This window comes from Collimonas sp. (assembly GCF_035566375.1).
Classification (GTDB): domain Bacteria; phylum Pseudomonadota; class Gammaproteobacteria; order Burkholderiales; family Burkholderiaceae_D; genus Collimonas.
Genome location: NZ_DATMRK010000082.1, coordinates 1 through 18,582, shown reverse-complemented (window position 1 = coordinate 18,582; position 18,582 = coordinate 1). Strand labels below are relative to the sequence as shown.

14 protein-coding genes are annotated in these 18,582 nt (G+C 56.2%); 9 read left to right on the top strand and 5 right to left on the bottom strand.

The window, feature by feature from the left end; all coding sequences use genetic code 11:
* Window positions 1-22: 22 nt before the first annotated feature.
* Window positions 23-796 (bottom strand): DUF1120 domain-containing protein, encoded by a 774-nt coding sequence (locus VNZ60_RS24020; protein ID WP_325663741.1) that lies wholly within the window; start codon window positions 794-796, stop codon window positions 23-25.
* A 541-nt stretch (window positions 797-1,337) separates the two neighbouring features.
* On the opposite strand from VNZ60_RS24020, the gene VNZ60_RS24015 reads away from it, so the two are divergent.
* From VNZ60_RS24015 to VNZ60_RS23985, 7 genes are all read left to right on the top strand, one after another.
* Window positions 1,338-4,520, top strand: a complete 3,183-nt coding sequence (locus VNZ60_RS24015) for a fimbria/pilus outer membrane usher protein (protein ID WP_325663739.1) — start codon at window positions 1,338-1,340, stop codon at window positions 4,518-4,520.
* A 47-nt stretch (window positions 4,521-4,567) separates the two neighbouring features.
* Entirely contained in the window at window positions 4,568-5,134 is a 567-nt protein-coding gene (locus VNZ60_RS24010; RefSeq protein ID WP_325663737.1) for a DUF1120 domain-containing protein, read from the top strand.
* Between the two features lie 72 nt (window positions 5,135-5,206).
* Window positions 5,207-6,061, top strand: coding sequence for a fimbria/pilus chaperone family protein (locus VNZ60_RS24005; RefSeq protein WP_325663735.1), 855 nt, complete (start codon window positions 5,207-5,209; stop codon window positions 6,059-6,061).
* A 534-nt stretch (window positions 6,062-6,595) separates the two neighbouring features.
* Window positions 6,596-7,048 carry a transposase gene (locus VNZ60_RS24000; RefSeq protein WP_325663734.1) on the top strand — a complete coding sequence of 151 codons (453 nt, stop codon included), beginning with the start codon at window positions 6,596-6,598 and terminating at the stop codon, window positions 7,046-7,048.
* Window positions 7,049-7,498: 450 nt separating this feature from the next.
* The gene (locus VNZ60_RS23995) at window positions 7,499-8,260 is read left to right on the top strand and encodes a gluconate 2-dehydrogenase subunit 3 family protein (RefSeq protein ID WP_325663732.1); all 762 of its coding nucleotides are present in this window, start codon (window positions 7,499-7,501) and stop codon (window positions 8,258-8,260) included.
* Window positions 8,261-8,271: 11 nt separating this feature from the next.
* Window positions 8,272-10,032: a GMC family oxidoreductase gene (locus VNZ60_RS23990; RefSeq protein ID WP_325663730.1), complete on the top strand. Its 1,761-nt coding sequence runs from the start codon at window positions 8,272-8,274 to the stop codon at window positions 10,030-10,032.
* A gap of 95 nt (window positions 10,033-10,127) precedes the next feature.
* The gene (locus tag VNZ60_RS23985) at window positions 10,128-10,505 is read left to right on the top strand and encodes a c-type cytochrome (protein WP_325663728.1); all 378 of its coding nucleotides are present in this window, start codon (window positions 10,128-10,130) and stop codon (window positions 10,503-10,505) included.
* A 79-nt stretch (window positions 10,506-10,584) separates the two neighbouring features.
* Here VNZ60_RS23985 and VNZ60_RS23980 read toward each other — a convergent pair whose 3' ends face one another.
* The 3 genes from VNZ60_RS23980 to VNZ60_RS23970 all read right to left on the bottom strand — a co-directional run bounded on the left by VNZ60_RS23980 (window position 10,585) and on the right by VNZ60_RS23970 (window position 15,017).
* The gene (locus tag VNZ60_RS23980; protein ID WP_325663726.1) at window positions 10,585-11,016 is read right to left on the bottom strand and encodes a DUF1090 family protein; all 432 of its coding nucleotides are present in this window, start codon (window positions 11,014-11,016) and stop codon (window positions 10,585-10,587) included.
* Between the two features lie 133 nt (window positions 11,017-11,149).
* The gene (locus VNZ60_RS23975; RefSeq protein ID WP_325663724.1) at window positions 11,150-14,395 is read right to left on the bottom strand and encodes a transporter substrate-binding domain-containing protein; all 3,246 of its coding nucleotides are present in this window, start codon (window positions 14,393-14,395) and stop codon (window positions 11,150-11,152) included.
* Window positions 14,370-15,017, bottom strand: a complete 648-nt coding sequence (locus VNZ60_RS23970) for a response regulator transcription factor (protein WP_325663722.1) — start codon at window positions 15,015-15,017, stop codon at window positions 14,370-14,372. Before VNZ60_RS23970 ends, VNZ60_RS23975 begins: the two co-directional genes overlap by 26 nt.
* Window positions 15,018-15,378: 361 nt before the next feature.
* Here VNZ60_RS23970 and VNZ60_RS23965 point away from each other — a divergent pair, with 361 nt between their 5' ends.
* Together VNZ60_RS23965 and VNZ60_RS23960 are read left to right on the top strand one after the other, a co-directional pair.
* A complete protein-coding gene (locus VNZ60_RS23965) occupies window positions 15,379-16,779 on the top strand; it encodes a mechanosensitive ion channel family protein (RefSeq protein ID WP_325663720.1) in 1,401 nt (466 codons plus the stop codon).
* 157 nt (window positions 16,780-16,936) lie between these two features.
* Window positions 16,937-18,130: a DesA family fatty acid desaturase gene (locus VNZ60_RS23960; RefSeq protein ID WP_414648963.1), complete on the top strand. Its 1,194-nt coding sequence runs from the start codon at window positions 16,937-16,939 to the stop codon at window positions 18,128-18,130.
* A gap of 208 nt (window positions 18,131-18,338) precedes the next feature.
* Here the strand turns inward: VNZ60_RS23960 and rpmG are convergent, their stop codons facing one another.
* On the bottom strand, window positions 18,339-18,506 hold the full coding sequence (rpmG, locus tag VNZ60_RS23955; protein WP_009667251.1) for a 50S ribosomal protein L33: 168 nt from the start codon (window positions 18,504-18,506) through the stop codon (window positions 18,339-18,341).
* Window positions 18,507-18,582 lie beyond the last annotated feature (76 nt).

Genomic DNA, 18,582 nt, shown 5'->3' with positions numbered 1-18,582 from the left:
TAAAGCGGATATCAAATACTGATTACAGATACACCAGATCGAAAGTCGCTTGGCCGTCGATCTTGATGCCATCGGCAGAACCGCCGATGTTGTTTGATGAGTCCAGCATGGCATTGATCGCCAGCGGGAAAGAGAATGTCTTGCCGCTGAGAGGATAGCTAAGGCCGAGCACAGACTGCAGACCCAAGCCGCCCGCGGCATAGATAGCACCCTTGCTGATATAAGTCGGACTGATCACGTTGAACATCCAAACGTCAGGCAGAAGACCGCCGATTACCGGGATTTCCTTGGTGGCGTTATAGGTGTTGACCTTAAGGAAATTACTGCCGTCGACGGTAGGAGCGCCGTCGAGCTTGATCGAATAGCCACCGATATTCTTTTTCGATGCCGTTTGACCCAGGCCGAAGATTTGATCATGCCAACCGAAGATGCCGCCGCTGGCGCCAGCGATGCTGAATACTGCTTGGAAGGCGTTCATCAAAAAATTGGACTCCATGCCGGCGTCGGTATTGGCGCGATTGTCAGTGACCTTGTAGCCAATCAGCGAAGGCGCCGTGCAATTGATTTGCAACGTGGTTTTCTTTTCCGGCAAGACGGTGGTTGCACCGTTCTTGGCAGACACGGTGCCGTAATCAACAGTGCCGCCACCGGTCAGGGTCGGGGTGCAAGACGGCGGCGTGATTGTGCCGGTCAGTTTTAGTACGGCCGATTGCGCGAAAGCGGATGAGCCCGCAGTCAGGATAGCGGCGCCGAAGGCGGCAGTAGCTAAGGCCTTGAACAGTTTAGTTTGTTCCATTTGTACATTTCCATGAGAGTAAATAAAAATTGCTGGCACCTTGGCGTTAAGAAAATTCTGCAAAAGGTGCTGGAGCGAAGTGAATTGTCCGTTCGGAATATTCTTCGTGGTCCGAGAAACTTCTTATTTTTATATTTTCAGGTATCAGCAGGTGTCCGGTTTTTGCTTGTCGTGCATGCAGCTGGCCTTTGATTTGCCTAGAAGAGGGCTGCATGTTTGCAAGGCGCCAGCCGTGAAGTTGGTGTGTTGTAAAAATGACACGGAAAAAGTACGGTCAGCAATTTGTAAAAAAACATTGTTCCGGCTTGAGGACGCACTGCACTGCAGTGCAGACAAGGTCGTTGCTTATAGCAAGTAAAAAAACCTTGGGATTATTCCTATCAGCCAGAAATTTCCTATATTTTCGTGAGCGACTAACGGCCACACTTGGCGAACTTTTTAATTTCGTCCGGTTGTCGTATCCATGAAACTCATCCTTGTTGGAGATCGCCAGTCATCTGTCAGGCGATTCCAGCCTACTGTCAAAAAGCGCAAGTTGGCCATGCTGTCCGTGCTGCCGTTTGTGGTCAGCATGCAAGCTGCGTATGCGGCGGCGGCAAGCGGCGTCGCCGCGGATCAGAGCGCCGATTTTGATGTGACAATCTTGACGTCGCGCGGGCTTGATCCTGCGTTGGCCCGGATATTTGCGCAAAAGCTTAATAAGCAAAAACCGCGTTTCTACGGCGGCAGGCAGTGGATTAATCTTAGCGTCAACAACGTGCAGCTCGGCAACGTTGAAGCTCGCTTCGACGGCGTCGGCAATCTGTGCTTCGATCCGGAATTGATCCGGCGCGCCAGGCTGATCATGCCGGCGGGATTGGCTCTGGATCAGCCGGTATCGACCGTGCAGAATGTGGTGGACAGCGAAAATTCCTCAAAGCCGATCGAGATCGTCGCCGCGGCCGGCTGCTATGACTATCGCCAAACCCAGTCGCAAACCGTGGTTGATCTCGACCCGGCCCAGAATTCGGTACGGATTGCGGTACCGGCCAGCGCCTTGCAGGCATCTATGCCGACCGACGGCTACAATACCGGCCGCTTGGGAGTGAAGCTTGGCAAATCGGTGGCCGCCAATCAAACTTCCGGCGGATCGAACGATATCCCGGCCGCTGTCGTTCAAGCTGCCGCCGACGCCGAGTCTGGCGATATTTCGGCTAGCACAGATCAAACTGCACCCGAGGCGAGCCAGTCTCCACATAGGAAGGACCAACCGGTCGAATTTGATGTGGAGACCTTGAAGGCGCGTGGGTTGGATCCTGCGCTGGCCGAATACTTCGCAAGAAAGCCGCGCTTCAATCCAGGTATCCATCGGGTCAGCCTGAGCGTCAACGACGCGCAGCGCGGCAGTGTCGACGCCCGCTTCGACGAAGACGGCAATCTGTGCTTCGATCCGGAGCTGATCCGGCGCGCCAGGTTGATTAAGCCGGCGGCAGCTGCGGATCAGCCGGTATCCACGGCGCGGGATGCGGAGCAGAGCGGAAACGCGCCGGCGCCCGCCGCGGTCGATCCGACACCCGCTTGCTACGACTATCGCCAAACCGTGTCGCAAACCGAAGTCGAACTCGATCCGGGCCAGGATGCGGTGCGCTTGGTGGTACCGGCCAGCGCTTTGCAAGTCTCCATGCCGGGCGACGGCTTTAGCACTGGCGGTGTCGGCGCCATGCTGAATTACGATATCCTGACCAGCAGCAGTCAAAACTCCGGCGGTTCTAGCCAGTCGCTGTATGTCAATCTCGAAAACGGCGTGAATGCGGGTGATTGGATTGTCCGCAGCCAGCAGACATTTTCGTCGGATAGCGCTCATTCGGATAGCAGCGGCAACGTGCGTGGCAATAATCATGTCCAGGTCCCCTATTTCTACGCCCAACACACTTTTCCAGCCTATAGCTCGATAGTCCAGGGCGGGCGGATCGTGTCCCAGACTTCCATGTTTGCAGGCCTGCCGCTCGACGGCGTGCAGATTCTGCCCGACGATGCCTTGTCGCCGCGCGCCAACAGCAATGCGTATGAGGGTATCGCCCAAAGTCAGGCGCGGGTCGAGGTGCGCCAGGCCGGCTTGCTGATTTATAGCACTGTGGTGCCGGCTGGACCTTTCAAGCTTGCCAATCTGCCGCTGATCGACAGCATTTCTGAGGTCGAAATCAAGCTCATCGAATCGGATGGGCAAAACCGCGTTTTCAAGGTGGCGCCGGCGTCGCTGGGCGCTAATGTGTCAGTGCCGGCAACGGGATTATCTGCATCGTTGGGGCGGATCCGTAATTTAAACAACGATTTTTCCATGCAACAACCGCTGGTAGCGGCGGTTTCGAAAGGCTGGCGCGTCAGGCAAAGCGTGACGCTGGCGGCCGGTGCGCTGGCTAGTTCCGGTTATCAGGCGCTGGCGGCGAACGCCACCGCGCCGTTGAGCAAGAGCTTGAGCGGCAGCGTGCAGACCCAGATGACGCACGCTGGAGCTGAAGGTGTGATCGGCAACAGCACCACTTTCAATGTGTACGGCAAGGTAGCTGCGGGTCTGTCTGCGAATTTCTACGGAACCTGGCAGAGCCGCGGCTATCGCTCCATTTACAGCACTCTGGTGAAGCAGGCGCCGGAGCAGAGTTTAAATGGCGACGGCTCCCCGGTCGTAAATGTGCAGCGACTGCCGGTCAATGTCAGCGATTCCATGATCAAAACCCAAATGGGCGCCAGCGTCGGCTTGACCCGGAACGCAATCGGCAGCGTTTCTTTGTCATACAACCGTCTTGAGACTTATGGCGGCCGCAGCGCACAACGCGTGATGGCGTCGTGGAATCGTCAAATCGGCAAGGCCTATGCCTCGCTCAGCCTGGAGCGCTCGCTGGGCGGCGTAAGCGGCGCCGTTACTGCGTATGCTTCGCTTTCCATGCCGCTTGGCAAGGTCAACGCCGGCAGCTATGTCAGCAACAGCGGCGGGCAAGTGCGCGCCGGTGTGCGCGCCAGCCAGGCGGTGAATGAATATCTGTCCTACAACATCAGCGCCGATCAAGGCCAGGCGGCCGGCAGTGATCAAATCAATGTCAGTGCCGCGCTCATGCCGCGCTACGCGCAGGCTAGTGTCAACGTCAGCAGCGCCGGTGGCGGCAGAAGCAAGGTCATGTCCGCACAATTGCAAGGCGGCGTAGTCGCCACCGGCAGGGGGCTGACGCTGTCGCCCTATGCGATAGGCGATACCTTCGGCGTGGCGTCGGCGGGGGATTTGGCGGGAGTCAGGATCGCCACGCCGCAAGGCACGGTATGGACCGATTTCCGGGGCCAGGCGGTGATTCCTTCTTTGTCGGCATACGGCATATCAAATCTGCAGATTGCGACCAAGACTTTGCCGCGTAACGTCGACGTCAGAAATGGTTTTCAGGAAGTCAGCGCCGGCCGCGGATCTGTCAGTTTCGTCGATTTTGGGGTGGTCAAGGTGCGCCGGATCTTGCTGAATGCGCGTTTTGCGGATGACCGGCCCTTGCCGCAGGATTCCGGCATATTCGATGCCGACAATCACTATGTAACAACAGCGGTTGCCGATGGCCAGGTGTTCCTGGACAACCCTTCAGCCACCGGCTTGTATGCGAAGACGCCGAACGGCGAAAAATGTGAACTGCATTTCAAGCTGCCTGAAAAACAGGACTTGAATGCGGTTTTTGAACATGCCGACGCAGTTTGTCGCGCAGTTGATTGATGAACGAAGCGATCCTGCGCAAATCGATAGCCCTAATTGGAGAACCGATGATGAAAAACCATTCCATCGCACCTGTCGCCATTCTGGCTGCGCTTGCCATATGGGCCGCACCGGCAGCGTACGCCGCAGCCACCTGCCAACTCTCGTTCAGCGACGGCACGGTCGATCTGGGGCAGGTCAGCGTGTCGCGACGTGCGGTCCTGCGTAGCGACCAGAACGGCCCGAAAATCGGCAGCAGCAACCGTACTTTGTCGGTCACCTGCAATACCAGCACCGCCATGGTGCTGGGCTTTCATGCGGCCGCTGCCGGCGCCGACGCCATGGAGCTGGGCCACGGCGGCAATTACACGCTGCATATCCTGCGTGCCCGGCTGGACGGTCAACCGATCCGGATCGGTCGCGCCGGCAATGTGACTCAGTTACCGACAGAGATCGCCGATCAGCTGCAATTGCGCGCCAGCGACAGCATCGCCGCCGTCAGCGAACAAAAAATCGCCAGCGGCACGCGCTTGGAACTCGATCTGCGAATAGACGCTTTTATGCGCAAAGACGCTGTCCTGTCTCATGAAATCCAGTTGGAAGGCGAAAGCCGTTTCGATCTAACTACGAACTAAGCGGCGCTCTGAAGCGGCACCTGAGCACGCGCTAGTTATTAACGCGGTCATTTTTTTATTTAGGAGTTTTATATGCAACGCAAGCAACGCAACTATCTTCCTTTCTTGTTAAGCGCACTGTTGGCCATGGGCGGCGTCCCGCATCTTGCCCGTGCAGAAGGCATGGTGCCGGCAACATCGGTGGTCCTGATCGACGAAGCCGACGGCGAAGCCGCCATGAAGGTGACAAACACTGATGAACGCCCGGCACTGCTGCATACCATCATCGAGCCCATCAACGAGGACAAAAGCCCATTGTTTATCGTGACGCCGCCGGTGGCGCGGGTCGATGCCGGCAAAACCCAGCTGGTACGTTTCATCCTGACCAACAAAGCGCCGCTGACTACCGAGAGACTGTCGCGGGTGGTGTTCGACGGCATTGGCGAGCGCAAGGATGACAGGGACAGCACGGTCGCAATCAGGGTACGCCAGAATCTGCCGGTGATCATCCACCCGAAAGATTTGCCTGTGAACAAGGAGGGGTGGAAGCTGCTGAAGTGGGAAGCCGGCGCGGATCGACTCAATGTAGTCAATGACAGCGCGTATGTGATCAGGCTATCGCCCAACATTGCACTGCTGCCGAGCGGGAAGCCGGCGCTTATCGGGAAAAGTTATATCCTGCCGGGCGAGACGTTGAACGTCGTGATGCCGAAGAAAGATCCTGCCGCGCCAACCGAGGGCAAACCGAAGGAAGAAAAAAAATTCACAGACGCGGAGCTGAAAGCCGAAATGGACGAGGCCTTGAAACTGGATCCGGCAGTGACTGGTGTGCGTTTCCAACCAGCCACCAACTACGGTTACATGGTGCCGATGTATGAATCGTCTATCGTCAAAGCGACGGCGAGGTCGGCCGTGACCGCCAAAGGTGCGGCGGCGGCCAGCGAATGAGCCGTGCAACCGGTCGCGTTGCGCATGCGCTGCGCGATTGACAAAAGCGGGCGATGCAGTCATCAATGGCATGTTTCTATGACTCTTTCAACCCGGCATGCAGTTCTTCGATTGCTGCCAGCCGCTGCCGTCCGGCAGCACCGGATTTTTCAATCAACTGAGCAGACAGCACGTGACACAGCGCCATCACCGCAGTGTGGTTATCCAGCGGTATCGGGCTTTGGGTATCGCATCTCTTACTAACGGCGTTGCCTTGGCATTGAGACACATTCGACAGAGCTTAAGAAAGAGACGTATTCTCATGTGTTCTTTGCCATTTTTATTCCGTAAAGTTCTGCCATAAAGCCGGTATGGCTTTGCAGACTGCTTATTTACGCATGTTTATCCAGGCGCACCTGTTGTAAAAATGTCGAATGTGAACTTGATTTAACGATTGCTGATCGTCGATACCGCTAAATGAGAAATTTCTTAAGGTTTCTACCTTCGAAGTATTCAAAAATGTAGTCATCATTTAACAACTATTGACAACACAATATGAATCTTCGAGATGAGCAATGGCAGAAACTGCAGCCCCTGTTACTTGGCGGGTATAACGACCCAGGTGCGACCGGCCGCGACAATCGTTTATTTTTGCGATCGGTTCTTTGGATAGTGGCGCACAAAGCCAAGTGGAGCGATTTACCTGCCGAATTTGGCAAATGGCAGACATCCTATATGCGTTTCAGGCGTTGGAACCAGGCCGATGTATGGCGCCAGCTCGCGGGCTTTGTTAACGACGACAAGGAATTGCGAGCGATGCTGGATGCGATTGTTGCGTTCGGCGATCAACATACCCAGCGCGCGAAGCGTCGCCTGGCAATGAGAAACAATAAAATTGCCTACAACTCTGCGTTGACAACGGAGCAGCCAAAGACCGGTGCTTCATGGGCCAGCGGCATTATGCCGAGCAGCGGCCAGAACTGGGTATGGCTAGTGAGTGAGAAATGACGCCTGACTCTGAAAACCTGCGGTGCTACCCAAGCAAGGCTCAATCCGGATCGTAGGCGTTTGCCGTAAGCTGTCTGCTGCTCGCCTAGATCGCTGATCTATACCGTTAGTCAGTACCGGTATTCGCTAATCGGTTCGGATTGTTTACCGTCCCGTTCTTGTGTTCTGCATTGCCGCTCTATATCCGACTTTTGCTCGGCGTGGCGCTTGGCACCCTCCCTTCGCATTTATCCACTTAGGTCGCAGGCATGACAGCCGTCGACGGCATTTGCCTGGGCGCTCGAACGCGTCTGGGCTGACAAAAAAGCGGTGGCGCTATCGAGAGACTATTTCGAATTTCTCAATAAGCTATTGCATGTAATTCCGAGAATTTTCTTAGTCTTATGGTGTGGGCCTCCCCATAAAGTGGCGCATAAGTTTTTACTTACCCACTGTCATAAGAAGGCAAAGATGAAAAGTGATACACCCGTAACTCCACCACGCCGTAATTTTCTGCGGCAAGTCATTACCGTCGCCAGTGCCGCCCCATTGTCGACGCAATTCGTCGGCGCGGCCGGTCTGACTGCGGTTTCCGGCGCGGCGCTGGCGGCCGATGCGGCCGCAGCAGCGCCGGCCAGCGTGCCGGTCGCGCTTGGCTACCAAAGCTTCAGCGGCGATGAATCCGCATTTACCGAAAGCATGGTCAACATCATGTGCCCGGCCGACAAACTCAGTCCTAACGGCGTCGATAGCGGTCTGGCGCTGTTTATCGACCGTCAGCTGGCCGGCGCTTTCGGCAAGGGTGTCAAGCGGTACATGCAAGGCCCCTGGCATCAAGGAAAGCCGGAACTGGGGCCGCAATTGCCATTGACGCCGGAGCAGTTCTACAAGGCTGGCATTGCCGTCGCCAATCAGGTTTGCCAGACAAGGTTCGGCAAGACTTTCGACATGCTGACGGCCGCCGACGGCGACGCTTTCCTGCACGATATCGCGGCCGGAAAAGTCGATGGACAGCGTGTCTCGCTGGCGTCGTGGTTCAACGACCTGGTGTATCCGCTGTTCACCCAGGCTTGTTTTGCCGATCCGATCTACGGCGGCAACAACGGCAAGGTGTTTTGGAAAATGATCGGCTATCCGGGGCTGCCGGCTACGCATCATCTCGATGTCGTCAATTTCCGCGGCAAGCCTTATCCCGGCGCCAAGGATCCAAAATCGATCGCCGACTTTAGCTAACGGAGAAATTCATGGTTCAGAAATTAACAAAAAAAACAGTGGTGATTGTCGGCGGCGGTTTGACTGCCGGCCTGATTTCGCGGCAGCTGACCGCACAGGGCGTGGAAGTGCTGGTGCTGGAGCGCGGCGGCGATCATAGCAATGGCGCCGAGGCCAAGCTGCCGGGGCAGCGCGACGAGTACCGCTGGGATACGCGCCAGGGTTTGATACAGGACTGGTCGGTGCAGACTTACACGCTGCGTCATTCGCGCATGGAGAAATCGCTGCCGGTGCGCTGGATGGAAGCGTTCCTGCCGGGCGAGGGTGTCGGCGGCGCCGGCAATCACTGGAATGGTCAGACCTGGCGTTGGTCCGAATATGATCCGACCTTGAAAAGCCACCACATCAACCGCTACGGCAAGGCGGCGATTCCAGCCGATATGCCGCTCCAGGACTGGGGCGTGACTTACAAGGATATGCAGCCGCATCACGAGCTGTTTGAAAAACTGTTCGGTTTGTCCGGTAAGGCTGGGAATATCAATGGCAACAAGATCGCCGGCGGCAATCCGTTCGAAGCGCCGCGCGATGGCGAGTATCCGCAAGCGCCATTGAAAATCACCGAAGCGGAGCTGGTGTTCAAGGCTGCCGCGGAAAAATTCGGCTACCACCCGTTCCCGATTCCGGCGGCAAATTCATCCGGCGACTATACCAATCCGGATGGCCAGAAATTGAGCGAGTGCCAATACTGCGGCCATTGCGAACGTTTCATCTGCGAAGCTTCGGCCAAGGCTTCGCCGCAATTGCTGCTGTATCCGATGCTGCAGAAACGCAAGGGTTTCGAACTGCGCAATCGCTGCCATGTGCTGGGCGTCAATTACGATCGCCATACCAAGCGCGCCACCGGCGTGCGTTATGTCGACCTGGTCAGCGGCGAGGAATACGAGCAGCCGGCGGATGTGGTGGTACTGGCCGCATTCACCATGACCAATACCAAGTTGTTGCTGCTGGACGGCATCGGCAAGGCCTACGATCCGGCGACCGGGCACGGCGTGGTTGGCAAGAATTTCTGTTACCAGACCAATTCCGGCGTCAATCTGTTCATGAAGGAGCGCTGGTTCAATTCCTTCCTTGCGGCTGGCTGCACCGGCACCGCGATCGACGATTTCAACAACGATAATTTTGACCATGGCGGACTGGGATTTCTGGGCGGCGGTGCGATCAACACTGCAATGTCGAACGGCCGCCCGATCGGCAGCCGCCGTCTGCCGCCGGGCACGCCGCAATGGGGCACGCAGTGGAAGCAGGCCAATGCTGACTGGTATGCGCATTCGATGTCAATGTCGATCCAAGGCAGTTGCTATCCGCATGTCGAGAATTTTCTCGATCTCGATCCGACCTACAAGGACGCCTACGGCCAGCCATTGGTGCGGATGACTTTCGACTGGCGCCAGAATGAAATGAAAATGTCGAAATTCGTGACCGCCAAGATGGAACAGATCGCCAAGTCCATCGGCGCCGATATCGTCGGCCCGGCCGTGCCGCGCCAGAGTCCGTTCGATACCCGGATTTATCAAAGCACCCACATCACGGGCGGCACCATCATGGGTAGCGATCCGGGCAACAGCGTGGTGTCGCCGCATCTGCAGCACTGGGATGCGGAGAATCTGTTCGTAGTCGGCGCTTCGGTCTTTACCCATAACTCAGGCTACAACCCGACCGGGCCGCTGGCGGCGTTTGCCTTGCGTCTGGGGGATGACCTGGTGCAGTACGTCAAGCGTCCGCGGATGCTGTAAGCCTTCGTGCCGTGCGGCCGTTCAGCGAGAGCGAGCCGCGTGGCGTGAATCAACGCGGGGTGAGTTGCCCCGGAAATGCAAATCAAGGAAGAGCAATGAAGATGAATCACAAGGCAGCTATTGCCACACTTATCCTGGTCGGTGCAACGGCGTTCGCCGCTGGCGCCCGGGCCCAGGATGTCAACGCCGGCAAGCAGGCGTTTGCCGAATGCGCCGCCTGCCACTCGTTAAGCAACGCCAACGGCGTCGGCCCCAGTCTGTTCGGTATCGTTGGCCGGCAGTCGGCGACGGTTGCAGGTTTTCACTACAGCCCGGCGATGAAGCGCGCAAAAAAGACCTGGGACGATAAGACCCTGGATGCTTACATCACTAATCCGCAAGCAGTAATTCCCGGTAATCTGATGCCGTTTTCCGGCTTGGCCGACGCCAAGCAGCGCGCCGATCTGATCGCCTATTTGAAAACAGTTAAATAGGGCCGTCCGGCGCTGCCGAAAGCACTTTGGCGCAGCAAATATCTGCTGCGCCAAAGTGCTGCCTGGAATCAGTCTTGTCTTAGCTCTTAAAAGCCGCCAGGTCAGCCTGTGCGCTGCTCAGGTCTTCATTCTTTTTACGCAGCTTGGCTTGTTTTTCCGATAATTTCTTTTCAGCTTTCAGGGCTTTCTTGGTATCGCCCTGCGCTTGCGCTTGGCGCAAATCGGCTTCAGCTTCGGCGACCTCTTGTTTAGCTTTGCTTACATCTTCCTGTTCTTCACGTACTTTTTGTTCAGCGCTCAGATGTTGATTCGCATCGGTGCAATGCTGCTGGTTTTCTTTCAGCGCTTTTTCCAGGCCCACGACTTCAAAGTCATTGCCCGCTTTTTTCGCGAACGCGATTTGCGATTGGATCTGGGCGTCTTTTACCGAGCATTTCAGGATTTCGGCGGATGCGTGGCCGGCGAGCAGCATGGACAGGGGGAGCAGGGTTGCGATCAGTTTGGTTTTCATATTATTTCCTTTTGTGCAGATAAATTAAAGTGAGGTGATAAAGCATTGGTGCCGCTGATCGGTACTATGCCAAAGCAAGATGGGCGTCACCATCGAATAAATTCGATTTTTGATTTATCTGCAGACTAGAAAATTATTCCAAAAGATTGCTGTCAAGGAGTTCGCGCGATTGCAGGGCAGCGTTCAGGCGTTGGTATTGCCGCGCCACGGAGGCTGAATCCTGGCGGTTAGCGGCCATCTCCAATACCAGGCAGGATTGATCGATATCCTCATCGGCGATGGTGCAGCTGTTGGCGCCGCGCATTCTATGCGCGAGGCCGGCGATGTCCTGCCATTGCCGGCCGTCGATTGCGCGTTGCAGGGCCAGGCAATCGTCCTGCATGCTCTGCGCCAGTTGCTGCGTCGTGACCGTGGATGGCTGCGGGGTGGTTTGCGTTTCGGTCTGAGTTTCGGTTTGCATGCAGGCCTGCATCTGCTGCGGAAACCAGCTCGCCAATACCTTATTCAGTTGCTCCAACGCGATCGGCTTGATGAGTACGTCGTCCATGCCGGCTTGCATGCATTGCGCGCGGGCTTCCGGCAAGGCATTGGCGGTGTAGCCGATCACCGTCGTGCGTGGCTTGCCTTCACTCTGTTCAATGCGGCGTATTGCCTGCGCCAGTTCCGGTCCGCTCATCTTTGGCATATTGCAATCGGTCAGCACCAGATCCACTCCTGCCGTGTAGATAGCCAGAGCCTCGGCGGCGCTGGCCGCGCACAGTGGCTGATAACCTAACCAACTGAGCTGGTCGTTGAGTATTTTCAGATTCAGCGGGTGATCATCAACCACCAGGATGCGCAAGCTCGACGCGCTTGGGCATGGCGCAGCATGGTGTTGCTCATCCTCGGCACTGGCCGGCGGACAGGGCAGCAATACACGCAGCGTGGTGCCGACGCCGGGCCGGCTGGACAGCATGATTTGCCCCTGCATCAGCTCAACCAGACGCTTGACGATATTCAGGCCCAAACCTGTGCCCATGTATGCGGTTGGCAGGGAGGCTTGCCGATATGCTTCAAAAATGCTGGCTTGCGCCTCCGACGGGATGCCGCAGCCGGTATCGCTGATGACAAAACAGACCATATGCGGCGCGGCGCCGGCTTGCGGATTTGCTGTCACGCTGATTTTGCCGTGCTCGGTAAACTTGATCGCATTGGACAGCAGGTTGTAGAGTACCTGGCGCACCCGTACCGGATCGATCCATACCGTCTGAGGGAGATCGGGAGCCAGTTCGCAAGTTAACTGCAAGCCTTTTTCGTGGGCCACTTGCTCAAACAACTGGATTGTATGCTGCACCAGTTCCGGCAGATTCACGGCACGCCGCAGCAAACTCAGTTCGCCTGCCTCGATCTTGCGAAAATCGAGGATGCCGCCGACGATATCCATCAAGCTTTTGGCAGACGCCTCCGCCAGCTTCAGCGATTCCCTATCCAGTTCGCCGCGTTCGCTGCGGCGGTTGGCAATTTCCAGCAAGCTCACCACGGCGCTCATTGGCGTGCGGATTTCGTGGCTCATCACCGCCAGGAAATTGCTTTTTTCCTGGCTGGCGCGCTCGGCGATTTCCTTGGCCTGGCGCAGCGCCTGCTCGAGTTGCTTGCGGCGTCGGATCTGGTTTAGCAGGATGCCAATCCAGATCGTAAACAACGCCAGCGCTGCGGCGGCCAGCGGCCAGTAGCGGAATACCGATTGACGCAGGCTTGCCCAGGTGCCTGTCGGGTAATTGATGTTGGCCAGCCATTTCGCCGAAATCGCAGCGCGCTCGCTGGGCACCATGCTTAACAGCGCTTTATCGAGAATGCTGAGCAGATAGGGCGCATCGGCGGCGACCCCGAATCTGGCCTGGAACGGTTGGTCGAATGCGACAGCCACGATGTGCAGCTGGTCGTTGAAATAGCGCTCGATCAGGTAACTGGCCGTCGCCATGCTTTGCAAGGAGGCGTCGGCGTCGCCGCGGGCGACCATACCCATGCCGTCGATGCTATCGCGGGCAAAGACCAGGCGGATGTCGGGATAATCCCGGCTTAGGCGCTGCTCCAGTCCTTGTCCCTGCACCATTGCCAGCCGCTTGCCGCGCAAGCGATCCAGGCCGTCGACGCTGCTATCCGCACGGCGCGCCACGACGCCCCAAGCCATAGGGGCGACGCTGGCCGTGAATTTCATGCGCTGCTCGCGTTCTGCGGTTGGCATCAGAGTCGTCACCATGCTGCTCTTATGGTCAAGCAGGTCAGCTTCCAATGCCGGGATGGATTCACGCGGCTGTATCCGGAATGACAATCCGGTGCGGCGTCCGATGACTTTCAGAAGATCGGCATACATGCCCGAGAATTCGCCGCCGGAATCGACGAAGGTGTAGGGGGCCTGGGTCGGGTCTATGCCTACCTGCACCACCGGATTTTCCTTGATCCAGCGCAGCTCTTGGCTGCTGAGGGCGAGTTTGTTGTCGTCCAGGTCTAGCGTGACGCCAGACGCCCAGCGGCGCAAGATGCTGACCCGCAGCCACGATGGAATTGCAGCCATGCTGGCGGCGATGGCACGGCTCAATTCCGGTGTAGTGCTGGCGGTGACAAAGGAGAAACTGGTGTCGTTATTGTCGATATTTGCGATGCGCAGGTTCAAAAACAGGTTTTGTTCGACGTAGTAACTGGCCGCTACCGCATCGCCCAGATAGTAGTCGGCTCGTCCTAGCGATACAGCTGCCAGCGCTTTGAATACGGAGCTTTGCGGACTGATGTCGAGTGCCGGGTAACGTTTAGCGCGCTTGGCGATCTCGGCGGCGGTCCAGTGCTCGCTGAGCAAGGTCGCCCGTCCCTTCAGGTCGGATTTGTCAGCCGTAGCGGTACCTGTACCTGTACCTGTACCTGTACCTGTACCGCTGCGGCGCACGATGGCCAACGGGCTGTGCAGGTAAGGCTGGCTCTGCACCAGTTGCGTTTCACGGGTTTCGTTGCTACCAAAAAAACTCAAGATATCGACCTGTCCAGCGTGCAGGGCGGCTATCGCTTCGTCGCGGTGATTGAACCAGCGCACCCGCAGCGGGATATTCATGGCGTTGCCGAGCAATGCCAGGTAGTCGGCGGCTATTCCTGCTACCGTGTCGGGTGTCGACTTGAATTGGATAGGCGCATATTCATCGCCCCACATGCCGATCAGCAGTTGCGGGCGCGGTCTTAGCCACTCCCTTTCCCTGGTTGACAAGGACGCGCCGAAATTGGTCAGGGCTACCTGGCTGTCGAGTTGCAATAGTTGAGATAACGGCGCAGCTGGTTCGGCAGCCAGCGCCACTGCAGAGCAGAGCGCCAGCAGCCAGCCCAGCGCGCTATGCAATGCCGGTTTCATAGGCATAGCGGATCAGGTCGGCATTGCTGGTAACGCCCAGTTTCTGCATGGCGTTGTGCTTGTGGGTGGCGACGGTGGTGACTGCGCGGCCGAGATTTTGCGAGATGTCGTTCAGGTTATTACCTTGTGCGAACAGGCGTACGACTTCAAGCTCGCGTTTCGACAGCGCCGGTGCTTGCTTGTCGAAGCCCGCAGCCTGCAAGCCATGCGCCAGCCCACTGCTGATGCTGGGCGACAGATAACACTGCTGGCGGCCGGCTTCGATGTGCTGCACTGCATGCAATACTTCGCCCATCTCATCGTTCTTGCTGACGATGCCTTGCAGGTTCAGCTTGTGCAGTCCTTGCAGCAGCGCAGGGTTGGCCAGCATGGTGAACACCACCAGCTTTATCTGCGGATACAGGCGCAATAGCCTTTCTATCATCGCCAGGCCATCGCTGCCGGGTTCACCCTGTTTCATCGAGTAGTCCGTCACCAGGATCTCGCATGGCTGGGTTGCCAGCAGATCGAATAATTGCGCGGCGCTGCGCGCCTTGAATCCGATGCGTATGCTTCGTTCCTTGCCCAAGGTGGATTCCAGTGCGTCCAGAATTACCGGGTGATCGTCAGCCAAGCCGATTAAAGACAAGATATTTTTCCTTCATTGAGTGGATCAGAGAGAGATTATCATTAATTAAATGTAATCTTTATCCGATCAGGTAATAACGATGCTTGTCAGGCATTGTCATGAAGAACTCGTCGGCAGGTGAGTTGAAATCGCCATTTTTAACGAGGCGTTGTGTTTTATAATCGGTAGCCTAAAAAACATGCGTTGCGCAACAGGACAATGGTGACTGATCCCTCTACACGGGATGCTGCGGTACTTCACCCAGAGTGTGTGCACAAGAATGCCGGGAACGTGCGGATCGCACGCAACAACCCGACACCGGCAGCGCCTGCTATGCGCTGAGTCAGGAACCTCGCCGTCGGGACGCTACATACACAAAATAATGCCAGATATCTTTACTGAGTTACTCAACGATTTGCTAAGCAACCTGCAGGCGCCGGGTTTGCTGCTGCAGGTCGGCTTGCTGTTGTTATGCGTAGGCGCGGGCTGGCTGCTGGCCCGTCTGCTGCGCCGCACTTTCACGCTCAGCACGGTGCAGCCGCCGGCGATGCAGATCGGGCTTGGCAGCTTCGTCAAAGTATTGACGCCCATCCTGACCTTGCTGCTGCTGGTGCTGGCCAAGCTGGCCCTGCAGAAATGGCATCAGCCGGTGAATGTCATGCGGCTGATGATTCCGCTGGTGGCGTCGCTAGCGCTGATGCGTTTTGTGTTTTATGTCTTGCGCAGGGTTTTTGCGCGCAATAGCGGCGTCGGTACCTTCCTCCTGTTGTTCGAAAAGAGTTTTGGCGCGCTGGTCTGGATTGGCTTGCTGCTGTATATCACCGGCTGGTGGCCGGATCTGTTCGACTATCTGGATAGCACGGTGCTGCCTATCGGCCGCTACAAGGTGTCGCTGCTGGCGATCATGCAAGCGCTGGTCTCGGTGCTGGTGACGCTGGTGATTGCATTGTGGGCCGGCGCGACGCTGGAAGAGCGCCTGATGCGTGTGAATACCATGCATTCTTCGATCCGCACCGTGGTGGCGCGCATGGCGCGTGCCTTCCTGATTCTGGTTGCGGTGCTGCTTAGCCTGTCTTTAGTCGGCATCGACCTGACTGTGTTGTCGGTATTTGGCGGGGCGCTAGGCGTGGCCCTGGGTCTTGGTTTACAGAAGATCGCCAGCAGTTATGTATCAGGTTTCGTGATTTTGCTGGAACGCAGCCTGGCGATCGGCGATATGGTCGGGGTCAGCACCTTTTATGGCAAGGTGGTCCAGATCAACAGCCGTTACACCGTGTTGCAAGGATTGGACGGGATTGATACGGTGGTGCCAAATGAAATCTTCATGATCAATTCGGTGCAGAACTATTCACTGACCAATCGGGTTTTGCGCCTGTCGACTCATGTGATGGTCGAACACCAGGATGATGTCGAAAGCATATTGTTGCTGTTGGAGCAAGCGGTGATCGAGGTTGATCGTGTGTCGCATGAAATCCTGCCGCAAGCGCTGCTGCTGAAGATAGGGCCGGATGGACTAGAGCTAGAGGTCGGATTCTGGATCACGGATCCGGAGAACGGTCGCCTGAATGTGTTGTCTGATGTTAACCGTGCGATCTGGCGTGTGTTGCAAGCCCGTCAAATCAAGATTGCTCAAGTGAAACGAGACATTAAGGTAGTGCATGATGAGACGGACAACACGGCGGACAATACAATCTTGCATAAAAGTAAATTCAGCACCGATACGCAACAAGATTTGCCATTAGATGGCCGTCAAGAATCGCCAAAACCTAAAAGCGGCCCATAATAAGGGTACAATTGCACTCGAATTTCGGCTAACTGTTTGGTAACTACCCGCGAACTTGCTGTGAACTTGCTGGTATCTAGCTCACATTTCCGCCGTATTTCACCGCAAAATCACTGCAAAACAAGCAGTGGCATCATCTACACATGGAGTACACATAGTGTTCAATGCAATTCTCGATTTCTTATCGAATGGCGTAACAGGTGCAAGCGCCTGGCAGGTCGTCGTGTTCACGCTGGTTGTGACGCACATCACGATCGCTGCAGTGACTATTTTCCTGCATCGCTGCCAAGCCCATCGCGCCCTGGATCTGCACGCGATTCCAAGTCATTTCTTCCGTTTCTGGCTGTGGCTGACCACCGGCATGGTGACCAAGGAATGGGCAGCCATCCATCGCAAGCATCATGCAAAGTGCGATACCGAGGAAGATCCGCATAGCCCGGTGACACGCGGCATCAAGAAAGTATTCTGGGAAGGCGCTGAGTTGTATCGCGCAGAATCCAAAAATCTGGAAACCATGGAAAAATTTGGCCATGGCACACCGGACGACTGGATCGAGAGAAACCTGTATACCAAGCGCAGCGCCTGGGGCATCGTAGCGATGCTGTTTGTCGACGTCATGCTGTTCGGCGTCGTCGGCGTCAGCGTGTGGGCGGTGCAGATGGTCTGGATTCCAATTACTGCCGCCGGCATCATCAACGGCATCGGCCACTATTGGGGCTATCGCAATTACGATTGCAACGATGCCGCCACCAACATCATCCCGTTCGGCATCATCATCGGCGGCGAAGAACTGCACAATAATCACCACACATTTGGTACTTCGGCCAAGCTGTCGTCGAAGTGGTATGAGTTCGACATCGGCTGGATGTATATCCGGATTCTGGAAATCTGCGGCCTGGCCAAGGTCAAGAAGGTTGCTCCGGCGCCGAAGTTCAACCACACCAAGCTGGTGCCGGATCTGGATACGCTGCAATCGGTGATCGCCAATCGTTACGATGTCATGGCTAAGTACGCCAAATCGTTGAAGACTGCCTGGCACGAAGAACGCAATCATCTGACTGACAAGGCCAAGCTGGGAGCGGGTTTCCTGAAGTCCTCGAAGAAATTGCTGCAACGTGAACCGACCAAGCTGGAAGCGCCGCAAAAGCAGCAATTGACCGAGCTGTTCCTCCATAGCAAGGCGCTACAAACCATGCATGAAATGCGGGTTGAGCTGGGCGCAATCTGGGAGCGTTCGCACTTCACGCGCGATCAGTTACTGCATCAATTGCAGGATTGGTGTGCACGTGCTGAAGCTTCAGGCATCAAGTCGCTGCAGGATTTCTCGCTGCGCCTGCGTAGTTATTCCTGAGTCAGGATAAGGGGGTAGCTCGCTTATGTATTGAGGAGCTTATCTCGATCAAGAAAACGGTCCATGCAAATCGGGCCGTTTTTTTTCGCCTTGGGGATTGTCGACGCTACTGTGTCGGGCTCTCAATGACTGCTGCGGGATGAGCACAAGATATAAAAAAACCCCGCAAGACATTTGTCCTGCGGGGTTTTTTGCAGAGTCAGATCGATTACTTGATCTTGGTCTCTTTGTATTCAACGTGCTTACGTACCTTCGGGTCGAACTTCATGATCGACATTTTTTCCGGCGTCGTACGCTTGTTTTTTGTGGTTGTGTAGAAATGACCTGTACCTGCGGTCGATTCCAGCTTGATTTTGTCGCGGCCTGATTTCGCCATGATTCTTCCTTTATTCTGCTAGTTAGACTTTTTCGCCACGAGCGCGCAAATCGGTCAACACGGCATCGATGCCGAT

Excerpts from the sequence above, each read along its gene's own strand:
- VNZ60_RS24020 (WP_325663741.1), bottom strand. The coding sequence starts at position 796 with ATGGAACAAACTAAACTGTTCAAGGCCTTAGCTACTGCCGCCTTCGGC.
- VNZ60_RS24015 (WP_325663739.1), top strand. The coding sequence starts at position 1,338 with ATGCTGTCCGTGCTGCCGTTTGTGGTCAGCATGCAAGCTGCGTATGCG.
- VNZ60_RS24010 (WP_325663737.1), top strand. The coding sequence starts at position 4,568 with ATGATGAAAAACCATTCCATCGCACCTGTCGCCATTCTGGCTGCGCTT.
- VNZ60_RS24005 (WP_325663735.1), top strand. The coding sequence starts at position 5,207 with ATGCAACGCAAGCAACGCAACTATCTTCCTTTCTTGTTAAGCGCACTG.
- VNZ60_RS24000 (WP_325663734.1), top strand. The coding sequence starts at position 6,596 with ATGAATCTTCGAGATGAGCAATGGCAGAAACTGCAGCCCCTGTTACTT.
- VNZ60_RS23995 (WP_325663732.1), top strand. The coding sequence starts at position 7,499 with ATGAAAAGTGATACACCCGTAACTCCACCACGCCGTAATTTTCTGCGG.
- VNZ60_RS23990 (WP_325663730.1), top strand. The coding sequence starts at position 8,272 with ATGGTTCAGAAATTAACAAAAAAAACAGTGGTGATTGTCGGCGGCGGT.
- VNZ60_RS23985 (WP_325663728.1), top strand. The coding sequence starts at position 10,128 with ATGAAGATGAATCACAAGGCAGCTATTGCCACACTTATCCTGGTCGGT.
- VNZ60_RS23980 (WP_325663726.1), bottom strand. The coding sequence starts at position 11,016 with ATGAAAACCAAACTGATCGCAACCCTGCTCCCCCTGTCCATGCTGCTC.
- VNZ60_RS23975 (WP_325663724.1), bottom strand. The coding sequence starts at position 14,395 with ATGCCTATGAAACCGGCATTGCATAGCGCGCTGGGCTGGCTGCTGGCG.
- VNZ60_RS23965 (WP_325663720.1), top strand. The coding sequence starts at position 15,379 with ATGCCAGATATCTTTACTGAGTTACTCAACGATTTGCTAAGCAACCTG.
- rpmG (WP_009667251.1), bottom strand. The coding sequence starts at position 18,506 with ATGGCGAAATCAGGCCGCGACAAAATCAAGCTGGAATCGACCGCAGGT.